Raw genomic sequence first — 23546 nt, 5'->3', positions numbered from 1 at the left:
AAGCTATGCAAAGTAAAATGTGAGCCGATCAGTAGCGCAGGTCAGGCTCCTTGACGGCCTTCACCTCATCCAAACGCCCAACTGGAGTGGTGTAAGGGGCCCCCTTCAGGTAGAGGGGATCCTCCTTAGCCCTCTCAAGGATGGCGATGAGGGTATCGGCAAAGGCGTCGAGCGTCTCGATGCTTTCACTTTCCGTAGGTTCGAGCATCAGGGCCTCTGGGACCAGGGAGGGGAAGTACATCGTCGGGGGGTGGTACCCCTCATCGATGAGCCCCTTGGCAATATCCTGGGCCGTGATGCCATACTCTTTCTTCAAGGATTCGCAGCTGATGACAAACTCATGCATGACCTTCGTCCCATAGGGGATGTCGAAGTGCTTTTCCAGCCTGCTCTTCAGGTAGTTGGCATTCAGCACGGCATGCGATGATGCTGCCCTGATGCCCTCACTGCCCATCCTCAGGACATAGACATACGCCCGAAGCAACACCAGGAAGTTGCCCCAGAACATGCTTACCTTCCCTATCGAGTCGGGCCTGTCCCAGGAGTAGGCATATCCACCGTCGGTCAGTTCGATATCCGGCTTGGGCAGGAAGGGCCTGAGGATATCGTTGACCATGACAGGACCACTGCCGGGTCCACCACCGCCATGGGGAGTGGAGAATGTCTTGTGCAAATTGAGGTGCAGCACATCAAAGCCCATATCCCCTGGCGTTGCCATTCCCATGATCGCGTTCAGGTTCGCCCCATCATAGTAGAGAAGCCCACCAGAGGCGTGTACCATCGAGGAGATCTTGAGGATGTTCTTCTCAAACAAGCCCAGGGTGTTGGGATTGGTCAGCATCAGGGCCGCAACCGAATCGTCCAGCTTGGAGGCTAGGTCATCCATGTCGACCAGGCCTTCCCTGTCACTTGCTATGGTTACCACATCAAAGCCGTTCATCGCAGCGCTTGCAGGGTTGGTACCATGGGCACTGATGGGAACGAGCACCTTGGTGCGTTTTGTCTCACCCTTCTTCATGAAGTAGGCCCGGATCATCTTCAGCCCGGTATACTCGCCGTGGGCTCCTGCACAAGGCTGGAGGCTACCCCAGCTCATGCCGGTGATGGAGGAGAGGTCCTCCAGGAGGTTGTACATGATGGAGAGGCTCCCCTGGGCGGTGGAGAGGTCCTGCAACGGATGGATGGTGGTGAAAGCTGGCAGCTGGGCGATCAGTTCCCCAAGCTTGGGGTTGTACTTCATGGTGCAGGAACCCAACGGGTAGCACCCATTGTCCACTCCGAAGGATTGGGTGGAGAGCTTGGTAAAGTGGCGGACCACATCCAGTTCAGCCACCTCAGGAAGCCTTGCGGCCTTGACGCGCAACATGGAGGCTGGGATATCAGGAAGGGCCTGCTCAAACCCTCTGGGAAGGTCCAGGGCCGGGAAACAGTATGCCTTGCGTCCTTTCTTCGACTTGTCGATCAAGAGCGGTTCACTCATTTCATCACCCTCCTGGCAGCAGCAAGATAGAGCTCAAGCTCCTCGCGGCTACGTTTTTCCGTAACGGCCACCAACAGGACCAACTCGTCCTTTACCTGTCGGGTGAGGCCCGAAAGCCTGACACCGGCAAAGATCCCCTCATTGCGAAGCTCCTGGAGGAACTTGCGCATCTTCTTGGCATCCGAGAACACCAGGGGGAACTCACACCAGAAGGGGACATCCCATACCAGGGTCATCCCAGGCAGCTGGGCAAGATGGTAGGCAAGGTAGTGAGCCTTCACATAGCTCTGCTTTGCAGCCTCCACCATCCCGCCCCATCCGAGGGATGAGAGGTGTATGGTGGTCATCAGGGCAGCAAGGGCCTGGTTTGAGCAGACATTGCTGCTGGCCTTCTCCCGCTTGATATGCTGCTCACGGGCCTGCAGGGTCAGGGTGTAGCCCCTTCGCCCCTGCTTGTCGACCGTAGCGCCTACAATGCGGCCGGGAATCTTGCGCATCAGGGCAGTGGAAACTGCCATATATCCACAGGAAGGGCCTCCGAAGGCCAGGGGCAACCCAAGGGCCTGGGTATCACCGACAGCTATGTCGGCTCCCCATTCGGCTGGGCTTTTCTGCATGGCAAGCGAAAGCAGGTCGCTGCTGATGGCCAAAAGACAGCCCTTGGCATGGAGGGTATCGGCGATGCCGCTGAAATCTTCCAGCAGGCCGTACCGGTTGGGGGTCTGTACGATGAGGCCGGCAACCTCTTCCTGGAGCAGATCATCCAATTTCTTCAGGTCGGTGACACCCTGCCTCTCAGGGATGAGACGGATCTCGTGTCCGGTACCAAGGGCCCAGGTATTGAGCACCTGCAAGGTAAAGGGGTGGATGGTGGAGGAGACAAGGACGGCAGAGGATTTGCGCTTGTGGCTTATCATGATGGTTGCGGCTTCGGCAGCAGCATTGGCGCCATCGTAGAGGGAAGCGTTGGAGATATCCATCCCGGTGATCTCACAGATCATGCTCTGGAACTCATAGATCACCTGCAACAGACCTTGGCTCATCTCAGCCTGGTAGGGGGTGTATGCGGTAACGAAGGAGGGAAGACTGGCCAAGGTCTGCACCGTGGAGGGGACCAGGTGGTCGTAGCAGCCACAACCCAAAAAGGGGATGCCAGTGCTGTTTCGCTGGGCGATAGCGGTGATCATCCTCAGCACCTCATCCTCAGTTCTCCCATGGCTGATGGGCACCGAATCGCTGAGCAACAGGTCCTCAGTCAACGAGGAATACAACTCTTCAATCGAACTCACACCAATGGCTTCCAGCATCCTTCGCCGGTCTTCATCAGTATGAGGAATGTAGGGATAGACCATACTCGCCTCCTCTCTGTCTGGGCAAAACAACGCCGCCAATTCCTGGCGGCTTATTGAAACTTCTTACAGGCTCTCGAGAAACGCACCATATGCATTTGCATCCAGCAGCGACTCGAAATCACTTTGGGAAAAGGATCCAAGCACATACAGGTGATGCTTATAGCAGTCGGTATTCACCAGGTCTGGGGAATCGTCAAGGTCTTCATTGACTGCAACCACCTCCCCTTCGATCGGGTTGTAGATTGCCGATGCAGCTTTGACACTCTCGACGGTTGCAATCTCCTCGTCCTTGCCGAACCGCTCGCCAACAGGGGGAAGCTCCACAAACACGATCTCTCCAAGTTCCTCCTGCGCATGATCGGTAATGCCCACATAGGCCTTATCGCCATCAAGACGGACCCATTCGTGGTCCTTGCTATACTTCAAAACTTCAGGGATACTGCTCATTCCTTACCTCCAAACATCAGTAATGCTACCACCACTCTCAACCAATGTCGAGGGGAAAGAATTCCTGGAGAAATGCCAAGTCAAGCTCTGGATAGAGTTTGAATCGGGAAAGCAAGGTCGCAACCCGCTTTCTGGCCTCGTTGGCAGCATCCTCGCTTGTAACAGATTTTGCCTTGCTGACTTCACCAGTCTTGGCACCCTTGGTAATGATTGAAGGATGGGTGTTTTTCAGGACCAAGGCTATGATGGAGGCTATCTCCTGCATCTCCTTCTCTCCCATGCCAAGGGTTGTAACTGCAGGGGTGCCAATTCTCAGTCCGCTGGTGTACCAAGGGCCGTTGGGGTCAAAGGGAAGGGCATTGCGGTTGAGCGTCAGGCCACACTCGCGAAGGGCTGTCTCCGCCTGCCGGCCATTGAGGTCGAAGGCACGGACATCCAGGAGCATGAGGTGGTTGTCGCTTCCACCGGTGGCAACGGTGATGCCCTCATCCATGCATGCCTGGGCAAGGGCTTTGGAGTTTTCCACAATCTTCTGTGCGTACTGGAGGAAGGATGGGTCAAGAGCTTCCTTGAAGGCTACGGCCTTGGCAGCCATGACGTGAGGAAGAGGTCCCCCTATCACCAGTGGGCAGCCTTTGTCGACGCTATCGGCAAACTCACTCTTGCAGAGGATCATGCCACCGCGTGGGCCACGGAGGGTCTTGTGGGTGGTGGTGGTGACCACATCAGCCCAAGGGACGGGATCGAACTCCCCGGTAAAGACCTTTCCGGCGACAAGGCCGGCAAAGTGTGCCATGTCTACCATGAAGACAGCACCAACACCATGGGCAATCTCAGCCATGCGCTTGAAGTTGATCTTCCTCGGATAGGCACTATAGCCAGCAAGCAAGATCAGGGGCCTGATCTCCTTTGCCTGTCTCTCAATGCTGTCGTAATCGAGCAAGCCTGTCTTTTCGTCCACTGAGTAGCTGTGGGCATCGAACATCTGGGCTGACACGTTCTGGCGATAGCCATGGGTAAGGTGTCCACCACTGTAGTAGTCAAGGCCGAGGATCTTCTGGTTGCCCAGTCTTGCACGGACAGCATCCCACTGCTCGCGGCTCAGGTCGCTTGGGTTGGTGATGCCAAGCTCTTCCAGCATGGGTATTTGGAGTTTTGCATGAAGAATTGCCCAGTAGGCAACGAGGTTTGCATCTGCACCACTGTGGGGTTGTACATAGGCATGCTCTGCGCCAAACAGCTCACAGGCCTTCTGGGAAGCATAGGCCTCTATCGCATCCACATTGTCGCAGCCTGCATAGAAACGATGGTAGGCGAACCCTTCGCTATACTTGTCGGTAAGGAGGTTTCCCATTGCCAGTTGTGAGTTCAAGGAGGAGAAGTTCTCACTTGCAATCAGCTTCAGGTGGGTTCTCTGGTCATTGAGTTCCCCAACGATTCTTCCAGCAACCTCAGGAGCCACATCTGCAACTTTCTCCAAGGACGCTACATACGCTACCATGGCGGTATTAATGTTTCTAGTCCTTGCCAAATACGCTTCCAATGCTTTTTTTTCGGCCATTTTTTACCTCATGCTGTGGTTATCAATACTGCTATCTTGCCTTTCAACTTGAGCTCTGTCAACGCTCGGGAACAAATCACGGCGGGGAAATGCAACTTTACAGTTGATTTTTGCGCAGGGGGACCGTAAACTACATCGGTTGTCCCATATTCTTGCAACAAGTTCTTCTTATTGCAGAAAGGGCATATCATACCACAGGCTACCTGGTAGTCAAAAAAACAGGATACAACAAATGGAAAAGACGAACTCACGAGAAAAACTTGGAAGCCGCCTTGGCTTCATCTTCCTCTCAGCAGGGTGCGCTATCGGCTTGGGAAATGTCTGGCGATTTCCCTACATAACCGGACGATATGGTGGAGCGGCCTTTGTGCTATTCTATATCCTGTTCCTGGTCATCCTCGGCCTTCCTGTCATGGTGATGGAACTCTCCATCGGACGGGCCAGCAAGCAGAACATAGGCGTTACCTTCAAGACCCTGCAACCCAGGGGCACAAAATGGAACATCTTCGGTCCCATTGCCATACTGGGAAACTATGTGCTGATGTTCTTCTACACCACCATCTCCGGCTGGCTGCTGGCCTATTTCTTCCATACTGCCAAAGGCGACCTGGCGGGTCTCGATGCGGCAGGGGTCGGAGGTTTCTTCGGCAACATGCTGAACTCCCCCCTCATGATGATAATCTGGATGGTAATCGCCACAATCCTGGGCTTTATCCCTGTCGGAAGAGGCTTGCAGAACGGCGTAGAGAAAATCACCAAATTCATGATGATGGGACTCTTTGCCCTCATCATCGTCCTGGCCGCCAATAGCCTCACCCTCAAGGGTGGCAGCGAAGGGCTGAAGTTCTACCTCCTTCCTGATTTCGCAAGAATGCGGGAGATCGGCATGTTCGAGGCCATCTATGCTGCCATGGGTCAGGCTTTCTTTACCCTGAGCCTGGGTATCGGAAGCATCTCCATCTTCGGATCCTACATCGGCAAGGAACATGCCCTTACAGGGGAAGCGGTGAGGATCATCGGTCTGGACACCTTCATTGCCCTATCCAGCGGCCTGATCATCTTCCCAGCGGCCTTTGCCTTCGGAGTCAAGCCCGATGCAGGTCCCTCCCTGCTGTTCATCACGCTGCCGAACATCTTCAACCAGATGGGCGGAGGAAGAATCTGGGGAACCCTGTTCTTCCTGTTCATGAGCTTTGCAGCCCTGAGCACCCTCATCGCCGTGTTTGAGAACATCGTCAGCTACTGGATAGATGTGCACCAGGTCAGCAGGATAAAGGCAACTGTCATTAACTGCCTTGTCATTATCGTCCTCTCCCTGCCCTGCCTGCTCGGCTTCAACGTTCTTTCGCACATCCAGCCTATGGGTCCCGGTTCAGGCATTCTCGACCTCGAGGATTTCATCGTCAGTTCGACGTTGCTTCCTTTCGGGTCCCTGCTCATAACCCTTTTCTGTACTTCCAGATATGGCTGGGGATGGAACAAGTTCATTGGTGAGGCTGATACGGGAAAGGGTTTGAAATTTCCCAAGGCCCTCAAATTCTATTTCCAGTGGATTCTCCCAGCAATTGTTCTTGTTTTGTTCCTAAAAGGGTACTGGGATATCTTCTTTAAATAGGCTTCTGTTGACAGAAAATGCTGTTACGCCTATAATTGTTTAGCTTTTAAGCAGATATTTGGAGGGCTTTGTGGCCAAAGAAGAAGCGATTGAAGTGGAAGGCGTCGTACGCGAAGCACTTCCCAATACGATGTTCCGTGTGGAACTACAGAACCAGCATGTTATCCTCGCCCACCTTTCGGGCAAGATGCGAAAGCACTATATCAGGATTGTTCCTGGTGATACGGTGCGTGTAGCACTCTCACCATATGATCTTACCAAGGGTCGGATCATCTATCGCGAACGGTAATAGCAAACAAAAAGGCCGATTCTCCAAGAGAGTCGGCCATTTTTGTGTATCCTGCTGTTCGTCAAGTCCCTTCTATTTCTCTTTCAGTATTATCCAGATAGCACCACTGCCACCATGGACAGCCTTGGGACTAAAGGCCTCGCTTACAAGGCCACTAAGACGGATCTGAGAGAGCGCAGCTTCCTTCAAGAGTGAATACCCCTTCTCATTATGCAAGCCTTTTCCAGGAATGATGCAGACCTTCCTCAAACCCTTTTCCGCACACTCCTTGAGAAACGAGGCAGACGCAGCTTCCGCTTCCAGGACCTTCATGCCATGCAGGTCCAAGGTAGCCTGGGGCTCCATAGCACGCAAGGCCGATATGCTGGTGATAGCTGGCTTGGATTCCCGTTTCTCCTTCAGGGCCTTCTCGAGGGCAGCCTCTTCGTCGGAGAGCTCATTCCATTTGCGGTAGGTATCGGCAAACGACCAGGCGACATCACCTCTGGTCTGGGTATCCTGGTCAGCCTTGTCTTCCAACGCCTGTGCCATCTCCTTGGTAGGAGGGAGGATCTTCTCCTGACTTGGGGCGGGAACGGGCTGGGAGGAGGCCACACGGCGGTCCTTCTTGGGTGTCACTCCATCGTACTCATCAAGCAGAGCGCCAAAATCCTTTTTAGGGAGGTACTGCTGACTCTTCTTGATGGGTTCGGCTTTCTTGGTCTGTTCCTTGACCTTCTCACCATCCCACTGGGCAAGGATTTCAGCAAAGGACTTCTGAACCGTCACCTTGCTATGGCTCTTCATGCGGGCGGTGACGCCGTCCATCTCCCCCGTTGTCTCCCATGCCCTGAGGATGTCCCCAAAGTTCGCATTGGGGTCGTACCCTTTGATCAGGGGCTCCTTACGCTCAGTCGCAACTACGGCAACGGGTTTTGTTTTCTTCTCTATGTTTTTCGGAACGACCTTCTTGATAGCCTCAAAGGGTCGATACGAATCATCTTCAATAGGAAGACGGCTGTCACCAGCCGTCTCTTTCTGTATAACCACACGTTTCTTCTTGGCCATTTATACCTCTCGAACGTCCAACAACTGTGAGACGAACGGCTTAATGATCTCCACTACCTTACTGATGGGGGCGCCTTGTACCTTGATGGTACAGATGGCATTTGTCGGATCGGTTCCCATGAAGGTCCCGAAGGTGATGATATCGATACCCTGTTCGCTGAGGGCTTGGGATATCTTGGCAATGGTGCCAGGCTTGTCCTCCACCACAAAGGAGACTCTGATGCCAAAATGACGGGCACCAAACAGTTCCAGCAGGATCTTGAACATATCACTCTTGCTGACGATACCGATGAGCTTATCACCTTCCAGCACAGGGAGACAGGAGAGGTCCTGGTCGACCATCATGCGGGCTGCTTCCTCAACGGTGGTATCCTTGGTGATGGTAACCACATTCTTGCTCATCAGTTTCTTGACGGTCAGCTTGCTGAGCAGGTATGCCATCTCATGGATGGAAAGACTGCTTGCCGGGGAGGGAGAGGCGTAGAGGATATCCTTTTCAGTGATGAGTCCCACAAGCTTCTTATCCCGATCCAATACAGGAAGCCTATGGACCTTCTCCTGCTTCATAAGAGCAGAGGCTTCTGCAATTGACATGTCAGGAGTAGCTGTAACAGGGTTGCGAGTCATTCTTCGTTCGATAATCATATGATTCTCCTACCTACCATCTACCATTACTATAATTCAAGACAAAGGTAATATCCAGTCATTATTCACCGAGATATGCCGCCCTGACCTTTTCATTTTCCAGAAGGGATGCAGAGGCATCATGCAGGACAATCTTTCCGTTCTCCATGACATACCCCTCTGTTGATGCCTTGAGGGCCATCCTTGCGTTCTGTTCAACGAGGAAGACCGTTACATTGTCCTGCTTGTTGATGAGGTCAATCTTCTCAAAGATGTCGGCAATTACCAGCGGGGCAAGGCCCAAGCCAGGCTCATCGAGCAAGATCATGCGAGGACCGCTCATCAAGGCCCGGGCGATCGCCATCATCTGCTGTTCGCCTCCGGAGAGAGAACGGGTCTTCTGACGCCTACGGGCACCCAGGATGGGGAAGAAATCATACATCGCTTCCTTGCGTTCGTTGATGAGGGCCTTGTCCCGTACCATGAAGGCTCCCATGTCAAGGTTCTCCTCAACGGTCATCTGGGAGAATACCCTCCGGCCTTCAGGAACCAGGGCGATGCCCCTTGAGGCGATGATGTCGGTGGTCAGGATCTTGTGTTTCTTTCCCTTCCCATTCGCGCCACGGGTTTGGCAGATCTCCTCGCCATCAAACGTGATGCTTCCATTTACCAGAGGTTCCTGCCCCACAATGGCTTTCAGGAGGGTGCTTTTCCCGCTCCCGTTGGCCCCGATGAGACAGACAATGTCGCCCTGGTTCACGTGCATGCTTACATTCCGAAGCGCCTTGATGTTTCCATAGGTAACGGAGATATCGTCAATGGTAAGCAATTCACTCATTCTTCTTCCTTTCCGAGATAGGCCTCGATAACACTCGAATTGTGCTTGATCTCCCTGGGAGTTCCCTGTGCCAGCTTCTGTCCGTAGTTCAGGACTGTGATGGTATCGCAGATGTTCATGACCAGCTTCATGTCATGCTCGATAAGGACAACCGTTATCCCAAGGTCACGAATCTTCCGGATGATGGCCATGAGGTGTTCAGTCTCCTGGGGGTTCATGCCGGCAGCAGGTTCATCCAGGAACAACAGTTGCGGCTCCGTGGCAAGGGCCCTTGCAATCTCCAGTTCCCGCTGTTTCCCATAGGGAAGGTTCTTTGCAAGCTCATTCTTGAACTGGCCCATCTCAAAGAAATCCAACCAGCTGTCGGCCTTCTCGTAGATCTCCTGTTCCTCACGCTTCAGATAGACATAGCTTTTCAGCGCATTGACGAACCGACCTTTCGTTTCGTCCCTGCCTGTCTTGAAGTGACGGCCTATCATGACGTTCTCCACCACGGACAAATCCTTGAAGAGGCGAATGTTCTGGAAGGTACGGGCAATGCCCATGCGGCAGATCTTGTGGGCTGGAAACCCGGTTATATCCTTGTTATTGAAGAAGACACGCCCTTTGGAGGGGGTGTCCAGGCCTGTAATGTTGTTGAACAGGGTTGTCTTTCCTGCACCGTTAGGGCCAATGAGGCCGGTGATGAGTCCTGACTCAACCTGAAAATCCACTTTGTTGACGGCTACGACGCCGCCATATGCCCTGGTAAGGGCTTCGGTTTCCAAAAGGATCATCGCTTGCCTCCCTTACGTTCCGTGCTCCCGCCATAGGTTCTTTCTTCGCGACCAAGCAACCCCTGGGGTCTCCAGATCATCATCACAACCAGGATGAGTCCAAACAGGATCTGCTTGAACTGTGGGGGGATGACACTGCTCAGACCGGTAAGTTGCGGGAAGTAGCTGATGAGCTGGATGATGAAGGTTCCAAGGATTGCTGCCTTGAAGTTTCCCATCCCACCGAGTACGACCATGCAAAGGACCATGACCGACACCATGAAGGTGTAGGTTCCTGGGGTGACAGAGAGGGAGAATACTGCCTGCAAGGAGCCGGCGATACCTGCAACGGATGCGCCAAGGACGAAGGCATAGACCTTGTACTTGGTGATGTTGATCCCCATCGACTGGGCTGCGATCTCATCTTCACGGACTGCTGCAAGGGCCCTGCCCATCCGGGAGCGGGCAAGCCGCTGGAAGAGCAGATAGGCTATGACCACAAATAGGATAACCATGACCAGGAACGCATACTTACGGTAGGGATTGATGACAAAGCCAAACAGGTCTGGCATCGGGATCTTCTGGATTCCCATCGGACCATTGGTCAGGGAGTCCCAGTTGTTCAGTACGTTCCTTACGATCTCCCCGAAGCCCAGGGTTGCAATCGCAAGGTAGTCGCCCTTGAGCCTGAGGGTAGGAAGCCCGATAAGCAGGCCAAATAGGGCACTGAGGATGGCAGCCGCTGGAAGTGTCGCCCAGAAGGACCACCCAAGCTTGGTGGCCAGGATTGCCGTGGTGTAGCTTCCTATGGCAAAGAACCCTGCCTGACAGAGGGAGAGCATACCACCGTAGCCGGTGATGATGTTCTGCCCGATAGCCATCAGGGCATATATTCCTGAATAGATGAGTATCAAAAGAAAAAAGTTAATCATATTACACCTTCTCCTTTTCGACCTTGCCAAACAAGCCTTCAGGCTTGACCAGCAGGATGATGATGAGGACACCGAAGGCAATGGTGTCCTTCAGCCCGGTAGGGATTCCCAGTACGGCGACCCCGAATGTCTCTAGCAAGCCAAGCAGGATCCCTCCGAACATAGCCCCAGAGATGTTTCCGATACCTCCGACAACCGCCGCGACAAAGGCCTTGAGGCCTATCATGGTTCCCATGCTCGAATATACCTTGAAATCAAGGGCGATGAGGATGCCACCTACTGCAGCAAGGGCACTGCCAATGGCAAAGGTCATGCTTATGACCCTGTTTACATTGATTCCCATCAGCATGGCTGTATCCTGGTCCAGGCTGGTGGCACGCATGGCCTTCCCCATCCTGGTCTTATCGACAAAGATCTTCAGACTTATCATCATGACCAGGGAGACCACAAGGATGAGGATCTGGTGAGGGGTAATAACCACGCCCCCGATGTTGATGGATGTATTGTCGAACGGATAGTTGAACTTCCTCGACTGGGTTCCAAACATCCAGGCAGCACTATTGGAGAGGATGAAAGATACTCCGATGGCGCTCAAAAGAGGAGCCAGGCGGGTTGCCCTTCGCAAGGGCTTATAGGCGATGCGTTCGATGCCCATCCCCAGCAAGCCACAGCTTACCATGCTGACGAGCATGGCGATGAAGAATGAGATAAACGTCCAAGTACCCAGAGGGGAGTCCCCTCGTAGCATATCGAATACAAAGAGTCCAATGTAAGCGCCAATCATGAGAATATCACCATGGGCGAAGTTAATGAATTTGAGAATGCCATACACCATAGTGTACCCAAGGGCAATAAGGGCGTAGATGCCCCCTAATGTCAGGCCATTCATCAAATGTTGGAAAAATTCAGCTATTCCCACGATGCGGCTCTCCTTATCTACGATAACTGGATAGAACAATAACATGAAAAGACCGGTGTAAACAACACCGGTCTTTACAAATTCCCTTCGACCGGGAATAGAGCATTAGTCGATCTTGATCAGCTTGCCATCTACCACGGTAAAGGTCCCGAGATATTCGGGTGTGGTCTTGTTGACCTTGTATACGCCCTGATAGGCGACAAGGTCCCCGTTTTCGGCAAAGTTTACAGTCCCGCTTACACCAGCGTAATCCTTGGTAGCTGCAACTGCATCACGTACTGCCTTTCTGTCGAACTTACCGGTCTTCTTGTAGACGGAGTCCATGGCGTTGAGCAGGATGTTAGCACCATCAAAGGCGTTGGTTGCGAAAGAGTCGGGTCCAACACCATATTTCTTGGTATAGTCAGCTACAAACTTGGTGTAAGCTACGCTTTCCTTGACCTTTGCAGGACCGACATATACTACGCCATCGGTGAATCCACCGGCGAGCTTGTAGATGTCAGGGTTGGAGAAACCGTCACAGGAAACGAAAGGAATGTTGATTCCAAGCTGTTTTGCCTGCTCGAGCATCTGGGCCATCTCTGCAGTGTAGTTAGGGATGTAGATAGCATCGGGATTGGCTGTCCTGATCTTGGTCAGCTGGGTTTTGAAATCCTTGTCACCAACCTGACATGCCTCAGCGATGGTTACCTTACCACCAGCAGCAATAAAGCTTGCGCTCATGCCTTCATACAGGCCCTGGCTATAGTCATTCTTTGCATAGAGGACACCAATGGTGCGAAGTCCAAGCTGCTCGTAGAAATAATGGCCGGCAACTTCACCCTGAAGACCATCTGATACGACTGTGCGGAATACATAGTCTCCGATTGCTGTGATGTCCTTGTGGGTTGCAGAGGGGGAGATCATGACGATTCCCTCATTCTGTACGCGCTCGCCAACTGCGAAGGATACACCGGTGAATACAGGGCCTACAAGGCCGGTGATCTTATCTGCTGAGGAGAGCTTCTCAATTGCAGAAAGGCCTTTCTCAACGTTTCCTTCAGAGTCTTCGGTAACGAGTACTACAGGAAGTTTCCCGTTGAATCCGCCCTTGGCATTGAATTGTTCAACTGCAAGCATGACAGAGTTGTTGCTCAACACACCGTAGTTAGCGTTATCACCAGTCATAGGACCGATAAAACCGATTTTTGGGCTGGAAGCTTCTCCACCGCCTTGAGCAAACACAGGTGCAGCAACTAGCGCAAACAGAGCAACCAGGGCTACAAAAACATACAAGCTTTTTTTCATACTTGGGTACCTCCAAAATTTACAAGGGCAAGGATGCTAAACATCACTTCTGAGTATAAATTACTTTATACAATAAAGGGTATATTTATTCAACATTTAACCACACCAAAACCTAACAATAAAAAAAATCGCTAGATTTGCGTCCATATTGACCCACTAAATATTAGTGATATACTATCTCAATATCTATTATGGAGGATTCTAATGGCAAAGGAACGGAAAATTCTTGGAGAGTTTAAAGCATTTATTACTCGTGGAAATGTGATGGATCTGGCTGTAGGTATCATCATTGGTACCGCATTCACCGCAATCGTTGGCTCTCTGGTCAAAGATGTTCTGATGCCGATCATTGGCCTGATCATGGGTGGCGTCAGCTTTGTTGATCTGAAGATTGTCATAGCCGCAGCTACCGAGCAAACCGCTGAAGTTGCGATTAACTACGGCATGTTCATCCAGAAGATCATTGATTTCCTGGTCATTGCTCTTGTGGTTTTCTTAATCGTCAAGGGAATCAACACGATGAGAGACAAGCTTGATGCCAAGAAAAAGGCAGAAGAACCCAAGAAACCAGCTACACCAGCACCAGCTCCCGTGGTACCGGCAGATGTGGTTCTTCTTACTGAAATCAGGGATCTCTTGAAGAAACAGAAAGCGTAAGCAGTAATCTTTTCTCTTCCCCTTGAACACCCTACCCATTTCCGCTATTATCGAGAACGCATCCGCTCTGATAGCTCAGCTGGATAGAGCACTTCCCTCCTAAGGAAGGGGTCGGGCGTTCGAATCGCCCTCGGGGCACTAAGAATCTCTTGCAAGGAAATCTTGCAGGAGATTTTTTTTGTTTGCTGAATGCAAAATGCATCAGGCCAACTCCTCTTCTTGCTCGTTCTCCTCAGTATCACCATCTTCGTCCTCACCCTCTTCTTTCATAGGGATCACGGTATCCACCAGTGAGAGTGATTGCTTATAGTCTTCAGCAAGCATTGTTCTGTTGAATTCAGCTGTTGGGTTGATTTCAAGTACCAATTGTTCCAGCTCATCCAAGGAAACCGAGAAAAACTCCTTTCTGAGGTTTACCTTGTTCAGTCTCTTGCTATGCAGGCGGGTGTGGATTGCATTTTCCAGTCCCACAGCATCCTCAGAAAAAATAAAGCTATGCACGTCAAACTTGAAGGGGACACTTGCACTACCAAGCTCATCAACCCTTTCTTGAGGCTCCAGGCGCCGTGTCATTCCAATCTTGAATACATTGTCACCAAAGGAACCGAGGTTACTGATGATGTAGACATTTCCGGCCTTGCCATTCTGGAGCCGGGTGATTTCATCCTTCTTTTCCTCAACAAGGGCGAGTTGGCCATGCAATGCATCAACCCTTGTCTCCAGCTCGACTCTTCTAGGAGAATCGAGAGGTTCTTGGGCAAGGGCTTGCTGGACCTTCTCAATCTCTGCCTGATACTTTGATTCTTCCAGCGCAATCTGCTTTTCTTGCTCTTTCAGTCTCTTTCGTTCTTCAGCTTCCTCTCGCATCTGCTGCCTCAAGGCCAGCTGTTCCTCTCTTGCCTGTTCTCTCTTGATATAGTATTCGTACTCGATCTTGACAGAGTTCTCGAACAGATGCTCAAGCTCCCCAATGAACTTTCGCATGGTTCCGGCGATTTGCTGGTTGCCATCAGAGACAATGACCAGGTATTTGGCTATCAGGGTCCTTACCTGGAACAGAGCCGCATCGAGTTTTTCGAATTTTAGGTTATATAGGATGTTCTGCAATTCCGAACGAAGGGAAATGACCATGAGCTTGTAGATGGCTTGATTCGCTTTGGTAGTGTACCGTTCAGCATACCCTTCAAGAAGTTGATCAATCTGCTTTTGGTTGGCCCTGAACTCCTTCCTCAAATCTTGGTAATTCATGAGGTTCAGGCTAAGCATCACTGAGGGGGCTATGGAATCGAGATCAACAATCTCTTCCTCTGTCAAAGGCCGATAATATGCTGGGGGAATATCGGTGGTATGGAACCGGTCAACAGCATGCTGGATGGCAACATAGAGCTCCTTCGTCCTAGCAAGTTTCTGCTTCTGGTTCTCAAGCTTGGTATCCAGCTTTTGGTTTTCTTGCCTAAGCCTCCATTCATCACCCGTTAATGCACTTTTGGATGATTTCAGATCTTCTATTTCCTCTTCTACCTCCAAAATATCCTGGTGCAGGTCTTTGAGCTTGCGTAGTGCCGATTCAATGTCAGGTACCTGCAGGTCCCTGATACGCTTTTTTGCCTGCCCTACCTTCCTGACAAAAACAATAGAGAGGACGAGAGGAACGAAAAACAGGATCAAAATGAGAAGTGCACTATACATTGGAAACCTCTTGATTAAGGGAAGGTATGAAAAAGCTCTATATCCAACCGTTACCGGTGGCTCGGTCGTAAGGTCTATGCTTTGGAAGGGAAGCTCTACCGTTTCTGGGATTTCTTCACCCATTTCTATTGGTATAGGGTTGAACTGATTCTCTGAAACAGGGGCCTCAACAAGCAAAGGCTCTTCTTCGACAACTTGCTGTGCATTGTCATTGGATACACCACCTTGAGTTGCGTAAGGCTCAGGAAGTCCGAAATCTGTAGGGTTTTCAGGGGAGACCAACTGACCACTGGCCAGATCACCTTCATCCTCAAAGGATACAGAAGTGCTGACTAGGTTCTGAACTTCCAAATCACCCCCAACAGGGTTGTTCTCATCCGATGGTTTCTCTTCTGCAACGGGGAGTGGAAGGGGTGTATTGGCTATTTCCCCACTACCCTGCTCTGGCCCAGTGTCTGGAATCTCTCTTGCTGGTTCTTGAATTTCCGTTGCCGTGACATAATTTGGCTGATCTTGCTGCAGGATCGCACCATCGGTAGTTGAGCATCCCAAAAGGAGGAGGATGATCGCAAGAAGGACGAGATAGAGTTTTAGATTCTTATAGCTATGATTCTTCATTTCGTGAGTATGCTACCATAGTATTTAGGGTGAAGGTATTTAATTATCGAAATTAAAGCTGATCCTTCAATTGAGCCTTAGCAAAAGGCATATCCATGATTTCTACCAGAGCATTCGCTTCCCCACTGCATTTCCCCTGTTCTGAAATATTGCAGGAATGGTTGTATAGAAACAGTGGCCGCCACCCTTTTCTGTAGGTAGCGGCCACTAGATGTTTCATGCATTCCATTCGTACGTTCTCACACCCATCGCACAAAAAAGTCCTAAGCTTTCAGGGGTAAACGAAGCTTGGATCAGGGCCCTGTGAGGATAAAAACCTCAATGGTGATCAGGATGGCTATAACCACCAGAAGGCCTGAGACCAAGAAGAATTTCTTTCTCCTGCGCTCAAGTGCCTGGGCAACGGTAAAGACTGGCTTCTCCTGTTCTTTTGCCGAAGCCTCTTCACGAAGACGTTTCTGTCTCGCCTCTTCCTTCTTCAGCTCAAGCTCCTGCCGCACCTGGGTGGCTGCAACCTGCTTGGCTTCCTTTTCCTTCAGGTCCATGTAACAGCGGCTACAAAGCACGTACCCCTCGCAATCGATCAGGTCATCGTAGTAGCTTTCGATACACTCTGGGCAGATGTAGCAGCGTTTGAGCTTCCCATCCTCAATGAGCTTGCAGGCCACCATACGATGGGCAATGGGAGCGTTTGCCTCGGCACCGCCAAACAGTTTTTTCCACCAGGGAAGCTTGGGAGGGTTGCTTGGCTCACTTTCCAGTTTTTGTGCAAGTGCCACCACACGTTCGCTCAGGCCACGGTCCTGGGTGATAAGCATCAGGTTGTTGTTCTTGCCGATGCTCTCAAACAGTTCCACCAGATGGTCGTCCGCTATACCGGTGCTTCCAGTATCACCGATGCGGACGATACCCTTGCGAGCAAGGTACCGTAGAAGGTCAGGACGAATGGTCGAGCGAACCCGGACCTCCTTGTCCTTCTCCGGATTGTCCTTCAGACCATGGAGTTCCTCCATCGTCTTCTCAAGGACGATCAACTTCTTCTTGCGCCGTTTGAGGATGGGTTCTGCATTGGAAACAAGGTGCAAAAACCAATCCTCCTGGATAATGGGCGCAGTGTCCACGTAAATTTCATCAAAGGCGCGTAGCTGCTCATCCAACGTAGCCAAATAGGCCTCGTCATCACTCTTGAATCTGGAAAAGTCTCCTACCTTGCAGGCAATGACCTCACGATAGAGGTTCATCTCATCTGCTGAACTGGAAGACGTCAGATTGATTCCTACGCTCCTGAGAGTACTGAGCACCTTCTCCTTGCCCATGCGGAACTCGGTAGCGAGCACATCCACAGCATTCTCAGCTGTCATGCTCTCTACCTTTGGCTTGGGAGGGCCCTTTCTCAAAAGTCTAGCCATGTCTATCACTTATCCTTTTCACGCTTGGCGCGAATTATTTCTATGGCTTCATCCAGGGTAAGGGCATCTATCAGGGTCTGATCCTTCTTATACTTGGCAGGAAGGGGAATGTTGCTCTTGCCAACCTTCAGATAGAAGCCATACCGACCGTCAGCCACAGAGACGGTCTCTTTTTCAAACGCTCCAACCTCTCGTACAACAGAAGCAGAGCTCTTGGACCGTGCACTTCCCTTTTTCCCCGGTTTCGGCTTTTCCTCCGCCAATAGCGCGAGTGCCTCCTCCAAGGTAATGGAAAACAGTTGTGCATCATGATCTCTCTTGTTCAGGTTCCTATACTCACCGTTACACTCAATGAAAGGGCCAAACTTTCCTTTGGCAGCCACCACATCATTACCAAGTGCATCCTTACCCAAAATCCTGGGCAAGGAGAGATACCTGTTGGCTATCTCAAGCTCATGCTCCCGGCTGCTATCCGCAACCCACTTGGGAACACTGGCCCTCTTGGCATCCTTTCCACTGCCTTCCTGCCAGTATGGGCCAAACCGGCCATCCATCAGCTGTACAGCCTCCCCTTTCACCACTCCAATACCCAGTTCATCAGGTTCGGCCTTCACCTTCCCCTTGGCGATAAGGGCCTTTACATCCTCATCAGTGATGGAACCCGGCAACCATGTGTTGGGCAACGAGATGTACTGGCCCTTGCCATCGACCTCAGGACCCTGCACATAGGGGCCGTAGGGGCCGATCATGACCGGATTCTCCTCACTGATATGGCTAAGGCTCAACGTCTTCGAAGCCACCTTGTTGTCCTTCTCCATCTGCACCTTGTTCTGGTTCTCCAACCCTTGGTCGCCCAGGAAGAAATCCTTGAGGAAGGCTACTTTATCCAGCTCTCCTTCAGCAATCTGGTCCAGGGCATTCTCCATGTTGGAGGTAAAATCATAGTCGATGAACTGCTTGAAATGCATCTCAAGAAACTGGCAAACACCAAACCCGATGAAGGTTGGAGCCAAGGCAGACCCTTCCTTGACCACATACTTACGGTCCATGAGTGTCTTGAGTATTGTAGCATAGGTTGATGGCCTACCGATGCCCCTATTCTCAAGTTCCTGCACAAGAGAAGCCTCAGTGTATCTGGCAGGAGGTTTTGTCTGGTGCTCGAGGCTTGTCAAAGAGGCCAGGGGACAAATTTCCCCGACAGAGAGAGGAGGGAGCAGGGTTTCCTTATCCTCCAAAGCCGCATCAGGATCATCAGAACCTTCCACATAGGCCCTCAGGAAGCCCGGGAACACGATCTCGGTCCCCGTTGCGGTAAACAGGGCATCCTTGGCCTTGATGGAGACGCTGGTGGTGGCCTTCTTTGCATCAGCCATCTGGGAAGCGAGGGTACGCTTCCAGATTAGCTCATAGAGGGCAAGGTCCTTGCCTGAGAGGTTTGTCTCCGATGGGATGGCAAAGCTATCACCAGAGGGACGGATGGCCTCGTGGGCCTCCTGTGCCCCTGAATTCTTCTTCGCGGCAAAGTACCTCGCTGAAGGGGAGAGATAGTCATCCCCATACAGCCTCTTCACCAGGGCTCGTGCTGCCTGGGTCCCTTCCTGGCTGAGGGTGGGGCTGTCGGTACGCATGTAGGTGATATAGCCGCTTTCATAGAGCTTCTGGGCGATACGCATGGTATCAGAAGCACTGATGCGCAGTTTCTTGATGGCATCCTGCTGCAAGGTACTGGTGGTAAAGGGGATGCTGGGCCTGGTGACAAACGGTTTTCTCTGGATGTCGGCGATCTCGTAGCTTGCACCCTTCAGCTCTGCCACAATGGCATCAACCTTCTCCCTGTCCAGCAGCAATTTCTTCCCATTGCCCTTATAGGCACCGGTAATGGAATCGAAGTCCTTTCCCCCTGCTAGGCTCATCCCCTCGTAGGAGGTAAGCCTTGCCTCAAAGCCCTGCTTCGAGGAGGATAGCAGGTCAGCCTTGGCATCGAAATAGGTGCTCTGGGAAAAGTCGATCCTCTGCCTTTCACGCTCAACTGTCAGGCGCAACCCCACAGACTGCACCCTTCCTGCAGAGAGCTTCTTGTTAGCAAGCTTCTTCCACAAGGTAGGAGAGAGGGTATAGCCAAAGAGGCGGTCAACCACCCTACGTCCTTCCTGGGCATGCACCAGATTTTCATCGATGTCCCTACCGCTGGTAAGGGCCTTCTGGATGGCACTCTTGGTAATTTCATGAAACACCATTCTCTGGTAGGGAATTTTTGGCTTGAGAACCTCAGCCAGATGCCAGGAGATACTCTCCCCCTCGCGGTCCTCATCAGTTGCCAGTAGCAGCTTGTCAGCACCCTTGAGGCTTTTTTTGAGTTCCCTGATCAAAGACTCCTTGCCTTCAACCACCTGATATTCACACGCAAAGCCATTAGCAACATCAATTGCCATATGATTCTCCGGAAGATCGCGGATATGGCCCTTGCTTGCTACGACTGTATATGTCGAAGGAAGAAATTTTGTTATCGTCTTCGCCTTTGTCGGCGATTCTACGATGATGAGAACTTTAGAATCATCCATGCAGTTCACTCCTCAATGCCTCGAAACCTTGTAGCTTACAACTATATAATGCCGCAGAATGGTTTTGTCAACGCATTATTTTTTGGGAATGTCTGCCAAACTCCCCTTTTCCACAAAAACAAAGACCCCATCCTCTCCAGGATTGGGGGAGCGGAAAATTCCACTGGAAGCCAATCCGTCACCCGTATTATGAAATAATACCTTTTTTTCTCCCGTTTCAGAAACCATAAAGGACAACAACGATTCTGTCTTGAAGGAGAAGATTCCCACCTTGGTAGAAATTTTTGTCCGCAGGCTTGAATTTTTTTCCTCAAGTTCCAGAATCCTCCAACTCCGTGGCTGGATATTGGTGGAATTGAACACCTCGGCATTGGTCCTATAGGCGAGTTCCACCGGCCCTTGCCCATCATAGGAGTACTCAGGATATTCAGAGGAAAAGGGAACCAGGGGGAATATCAACAAGGGTCTATCAGGTTCCTTTGGAAAATGCCCGTACAACTCAAGCGAACCCTCGCTATCCCGAACCTCCAGATGCAGAAGCCTGCATTTTCCGTCGTTGTCATCCTCAGTGAGGTTTACCCAATAATAGTCCCCTGCCCAACTAGTTGTCCTAGCCGTAATCTCGGTAGCTGCCAGGGTCACATTCTTTGCATCCCGCGCAGCCACGAGGAGCTTGTACTCCCTATTGGACTGCAGACTCTCCTCATTTGACCCAAGCCTCTGGCTGTGCTGCGATGCCTTTACCCGCTTCATTGGCTTGCTATCGAGATAGAGGTCATACCACACAGCACCCTTGACACTGTCCCAGCCTACCTCCACCTGATTGGGAAAACTCCCAAGGATTCTAGCTTCCATGGAAGAAAGAGGAGACAAAAAGGCTATAAGAGAGAGCATGATGAGCACCAGGCGTTTCATAAACACTCCTGACAAACTCTATCACCGTTGCTATGTGCTTGCAAGAGAGAGGCGTAGCCGCTACTATCGTCTCATGAAAATTCAGATCGTATCATGCTGTCTCGAAGAGGGAAACCTCAGTTTCCCCCTAGGGGCGCTCACCATCCAGACAGCAATACAACACCATATACAACTCAAAGAGAGCCCTTGCTCCCTTGGGTCCTACTCCTTGGACGATGACCCTATCGCCTCCGCCTTGGAGAGTGCAAGAAGTGGTTTTACCCATGTGGGATGCTCAATCTATCTCTGGAACCGGTCCTGGTTTGACCAGTTTGCACAAACGCTCAAGAGGGCAAGGCCAGAGGCAATCCTCTTTGCAGGCGGCACGGAAGTTACCGCGAACCCCCTGAGCTTCGATTTTTCCCTCTATTCATTCCTCACCCTAGGGGAAGGAGAGGAGACAACCACCCTTGCCCTCTCCCAGCTTCTAGCAGGCAAGAAGCCGGAAGGACAGGGCATCCTTACCCAGGGAGGGGAGGTCACCTATGCCTACCCCCTTGACCTTTCGACCCTAGACTCCGTGCTGCTCTCAGGCTCGGCAAACTCCTTTGCAAAGCCCGGTTCTTCCCTCTTGTGGGAGATGACCCGCGGCTGCCCGTTCAGCTGTGCCTTCTGCTTTGAATCAAAAGGGATACGGTCGGTACGCCAGTTCAAGTATGAACGGGTCAGTGAGGAGCTGGACTACCTCCTGGAAAACCAGGTCGAAGAGGTGTTCATCCTCGACCCTACCTTCAATATGGACAAGAAACGGACAGTACAGATGCTCTCCCTCTTGGCCGAGAAAGCCCAGGCGATCCATTTCATCTTTGAGCTCAGGGCTGAACTGCTGGACAAGCAGCTGGCCGACCTGTTTTCCCGTCTCAAGTGCTCACTGCAGATAGGGTTGCAAAGCTCGGATGTCCAGGTACTCAAAGCCATCAACCGACGATTCGATCCCGTCCTCTTCAAGCAGAAGATAGACCTGCTCAACCAACGGGGAATCGTCTTTGGGCTGGACCTCATCATCGGACTTCCCCATGACTCCTACACCCTCTTCTGCAAAAGCCTCGACTACGCCGTCGGGTGCAAGCCAAGCAACATCGACATCTTTGCCCTGTCGCTGCTGCCGGGGACCCAGCTAGCCGATGATGCCCAAGAGCTGGGAACCCTCCATCAGGCCGAGGCTCCCTATACCGTCATATCGACACCCACCTACACGAGCGAGGAGATCGCAAAGGCCCTGAGGCTCAAGGATGCCTGCGACCTCTTCTATACCAAGGGTGAAGCAAGCATGTGGCTACACACCCTCTGTGAGGCAGCCCAATGCACGCCAAGCGCCCTGTTTACCCATGTTGCATCCTATACCGACTTCATCAAGGAGAAGCAGGGCTCCGGGCAGTTGGGGATGGAAATCTATGACCTGCAGGAACAGTTTGCCCGCTCACTGCTGAAAAAACTCAAACGGGAGAAGTATCTGCCACCACTACTCTCTTTCATGGAGCTCCATCAGGGTGTGGCATTTCTCCGTGAGACAGGGGAGAATCCTGTCATAACCATCGACTATGAGCTAGACGAACTGGCCCTGCTTGATACCATGCACATCGAGAAGTTCCTCGAAAAACATCCAAGACGATCACCACAGACCCTGGCAATTGTGGAGAATGAGGATGGCTCACTCTCGTTTGTCGAGCAAAAATAGTAGCAATGGCACTTGCTTGCCACAGAAAAATCACATACATTAAGGCAATAAGGATATACAGTTGGTGAAACACCTCTATAGAAACATTCTACTCGGGCTCTTTATTCTTGTCCTGCTTGTGCTACCAACCTCTTGCGTGGTCACCGATGAGCTTACCTTCAAAAAGAGTGGATACAGCAGCTCCGCATTCGATTTTACCGTCGAGGACTTTTTCATTGCGGTCCTTGAGGATTTCAGCGAATTCATCCCTGACAACAAGAACACCTCCCTCATGGATGCCGCCATCGGTGATTTTGAGAAGGCCCTGAGGTACAGCACGACGACCAATAGTGTTGCGATCAAGAAGCTCAATGACAATGCCTACAACGGATACTTCAATTTCATGAACCTGGACAAGCTCTTCTACGATCTTGGGGCAGGGAATGACCAGAGTCTTCTGAAACAGAAGGACAATACCCTGACCTTCTTCCTCTCGATGGACAACTACAACCAGCTTGTTCCAGTCATACCCTTCCTTGCAGACGAGAACTTCGAGGCTTTCGGGCCTGTCTACAACCAGGGCCTGAGTAAGAGCGACTACCTTGAGATGATCGGTTTCATGCTTGGCGAAGAGGGGCCACCGGCCATAGAGAAGTCGACCATAACCCTGAGGATAGCGACACCCGGACCCATCACAACCTTCACCAATGGCAAGAAGGTCGGCCCTAACCTCTATGAGTTCAGCTTCCCCCTCATCGACTTCCTGCTCCTGGCAAAACCCATCACCTTCTCGGTCAGCTGGACCTAGCCACAGACAGGGGATACCCAGAGCTTAGCCTGCCCATTACTCAATCA

Annotated in this window: 20 protein-coding genes and 1 tRNA gene; 6 read left to right on the top strand and 15 right to left on the bottom strand. The window is 51.6% G+C overall.

Going from position 1 to position 23546, the window contains the following annotated elements:
• Positions 1-28: 28 nt before the first annotated feature.
• The 4 genes from gcvPB to ROJ03_RS02450 all read right to left on the bottom strand — a co-directional run bounded on the left by gcvPB (position 29) and on the right by ROJ03_RS02450 (position 4840).
• Entirely contained in the window at positions 29-1480 is a 1452-nt protein-coding gene (gene gcvPB / locus ROJ03_RS02465; protein WP_313725401.1) for an aminomethyl-transferring glycine dehydrogenase subunit GcvPB, read from the bottom strand.
• Complete coding sequence (gcvPA, locus tag ROJ03_RS02460; RefSeq protein ID WP_313725400.1) at positions 1477-2832, bottom strand: aminomethyl-transferring glycine dehydrogenase subunit GcvPA; 1356 nt, start codon at positions 2830-2832, stop codon at positions 1477-1479. The genes gcvPB and gcvPA overlap by 4 nt, the downstream gene beginning before the upstream one ends.
• Before the next feature lie 63 nt (positions 2833-2895).
• Entirely contained in the window at positions 2896-3279 is a 384-nt protein-coding gene (gcvH, locus tag ROJ03_RS02455; protein ID WP_313725399.1) for a glycine cleavage system protein GcvH, read from the bottom strand.
• Positions 3280-3316: 37 nt separating this feature from the next.
• Positions 3317-4840, bottom strand: coding sequence for a glycine hydroxymethyltransferase (locus ROJ03_RS02450; RefSeq protein ID WP_313725398.1), 1524 nt, complete (start codon positions 4838-4840; stop codon positions 3317-3319).
• A 232-nt stretch (positions 4841-5072) separates the two neighbouring features.
• Here ROJ03_RS02450 and ROJ03_RS02445 point away from each other — a divergent pair, with 232 nt between their 5' ends.
• Together ROJ03_RS02445 and infA are read left to right on the top strand one after the other, a co-directional pair.
• Positions 5073-6455 carry a sodium-dependent transporter gene (locus ROJ03_RS02445; RefSeq protein ID WP_313725397.1) on the top strand — a complete coding sequence of 461 codons (1383 nt, stop codon included), beginning with the start codon at positions 5073-5075 and terminating at the stop codon, positions 6453-6455.
• A 70-nt stretch (positions 6456-6525) separates the two neighbouring features.
• Positions 6526-6744: a translation initiation factor IF-1 gene (gene infA / locus ROJ03_RS02440; protein ID WP_013607767.1), complete on the top strand. Its 219-nt coding sequence runs from the start codon at positions 6526-6528 to the stop codon at positions 6742-6744.
• 72 nt (positions 6745-6816) lie between these two features.
• On the opposite strand, the gene ROJ03_RS02435 is transcribed toward infA, so the two are convergent.
• The 7 genes from ROJ03_RS02435 to ROJ03_RS02405 all read right to left on the bottom strand — a co-directional run bounded on the left by ROJ03_RS02435 (position 6817) and on the right by ROJ03_RS02405 (position 13146).
• Positions 6817-7791, bottom strand: coding sequence for a Smr/MutS family protein (locus ROJ03_RS02435; RefSeq protein ID WP_313725396.1), 975 nt, complete (start codon positions 7789-7791; stop codon positions 6817-6819).
• Positions 7792-8436: a CBS domain-containing protein gene (locus ROJ03_RS02430; RefSeq protein WP_313725395.1), complete on the bottom strand. Its 645-nt coding sequence runs from the start codon at positions 8434-8436 to the stop codon at positions 7792-7794.
• A gap of 61 nt (positions 8437-8497) precedes the next feature.
• Positions 8498-9253 carry an ABC transporter ATP-binding protein gene (locus ROJ03_RS02425; protein WP_313725394.1) on the bottom strand — a complete coding sequence of 252 codons (756 nt, stop codon included), beginning with the start codon at positions 9251-9253 and terminating at the stop codon, positions 8498-8500.
• The gene (locus ROJ03_RS02420) at positions 9250-10029 is read right to left on the bottom strand and encodes an ABC transporter ATP-binding protein (protein WP_313725393.1); all 780 of its coding nucleotides are present in this window, start codon (positions 10027-10029) and stop codon (positions 9250-9252) included. Before ROJ03_RS02420 ends, ROJ03_RS02425 begins: the two co-directional genes overlap by 4 nt.
• On the bottom strand, positions 10026-10940 hold the full coding sequence (locus ROJ03_RS02415) for a branched-chain amino acid ABC transporter permease (protein ID WP_313725392.1): 915 nt from the start codon (positions 10938-10940) through the stop codon (positions 10026-10028). Before ROJ03_RS02415 ends, ROJ03_RS02420 begins: the two co-directional genes overlap by 4 nt.
• Position 10941: 1 nt before the next feature.
• On the bottom strand, positions 10942-11904 hold the full coding sequence (locus ROJ03_RS02410) for a branched-chain amino acid ABC transporter permease (protein WP_409530486.1): 963 nt from the start codon (positions 11902-11904) through the stop codon (positions 10942-10944).
• Between the two features lie 60 nt (positions 11905-11964).
• Positions 11965-13146, bottom strand: a complete 1182-nt coding sequence (locus ROJ03_RS02405) for an ABC transporter substrate-binding protein (protein WP_313725391.1) — start codon at positions 13144-13146, stop codon at positions 11965-11967.
• Between the two features lie 204 nt (positions 13147-13350).
• Here ROJ03_RS02405 and mscL point away from each other — a divergent pair, with 204 nt between their 5' ends.
• Both mscL and ROJ03_RS02395 read left to right on the top strand, forming a co-directional pair.
• Entirely contained in the window at positions 13351-13803 is a 453-nt protein-coding gene (gene mscL, locus ROJ03_RS02400; RefSeq protein WP_313725390.1) for a large-conductance mechanosensitive channel protein MscL, read from the top strand.
• 64 nt (positions 13804-13867) lie between these two features.
• Positions 13868-13941: transfer RNA gene (locus ROJ03_RS02395), tRNA-Arg, on the top strand.
• A 63-nt stretch (positions 13942-14004) separates the two neighbouring features.
• Here ROJ03_RS02395 and ROJ03_RS02390 read toward each other — a convergent pair.
• The 4 genes from ROJ03_RS02390 to ROJ03_RS02375 form a co-directional block, all read right to left on the bottom strand.
• Positions 14005-16110, bottom strand: a complete 2106-nt coding sequence (locus tag ROJ03_RS02390; protein ID WP_313725389.1) for a GIY-YIG nuclease family protein — start codon at positions 16108-16110, stop codon at positions 14005-14007.
• Between the two features lie 293 nt (positions 16111-16403).
• Positions 16404-17519 carry a hypothetical protein gene (locus tag ROJ03_RS02385; RefSeq protein WP_313725388.1) on the bottom strand — a complete coding sequence of 372 codons (1116 nt, stop codon included), beginning with the start codon at positions 17517-17519 and terminating at the stop codon, positions 16404-16406.
• A 5-nt stretch (positions 17520-17524) separates the two neighbouring features.
• The gene (gene topA / locus ROJ03_RS02380; RefSeq protein WP_313725387.1) at positions 17525-20080 is read right to left on the bottom strand and encodes a type I DNA topoisomerase; all 2556 of its coding nucleotides are present in this window, start codon (positions 20078-20080) and stop codon (positions 17525-17527) included.
• A gap of 75 nt (positions 20081-20155) precedes the next feature.
• Positions 20156-20995 carry a hypothetical protein gene (locus ROJ03_RS02375; RefSeq protein ID WP_313725386.1) on the bottom strand — a complete coding sequence of 280 codons (840 nt, stop codon included), beginning with the start codon at positions 20993-20995 and terminating at the stop codon, positions 20156-20158.
• Here ROJ03_RS02375 and ROJ03_RS02370 point away from each other — a divergent pair.
• Positions 20973-22712, top strand: coding sequence for a B12-binding domain-containing radical SAM protein (locus ROJ03_RS02370; protein ID WP_313725385.1), 1740 nt, complete (start codon positions 20973-20975; stop codon positions 22710-22712). The genes ROJ03_RS02375 and ROJ03_RS02370 overlap by 23 nt on opposite strands.
• A 64-nt stretch (positions 22713-22776) precedes the next feature.
• Positions 22777-23499 carry a hypothetical protein gene (locus ROJ03_RS02365; RefSeq protein WP_313725384.1) on the top strand — a complete coding sequence of 241 codons (723 nt, stop codon included), beginning with the start codon at positions 22777-22779 and terminating at the stop codon, positions 23497-23499.
• The last annotated feature ends 47 nt before the right edge of the window (positions 23500-23546 follow it).

Origin of the sequence: Sphaerochaeta sp. PS (genome assembly GCF_032144095.1) — a bacterium.
GTDB lineage: Bacteria > Spirochaetota > Spirochaetia > Sphaerochaetales > Sphaerochaetaceae > Sphaerochaeta.
This window is presented reverse-complemented; position numbering and strand designations above follow the sequence as displayed.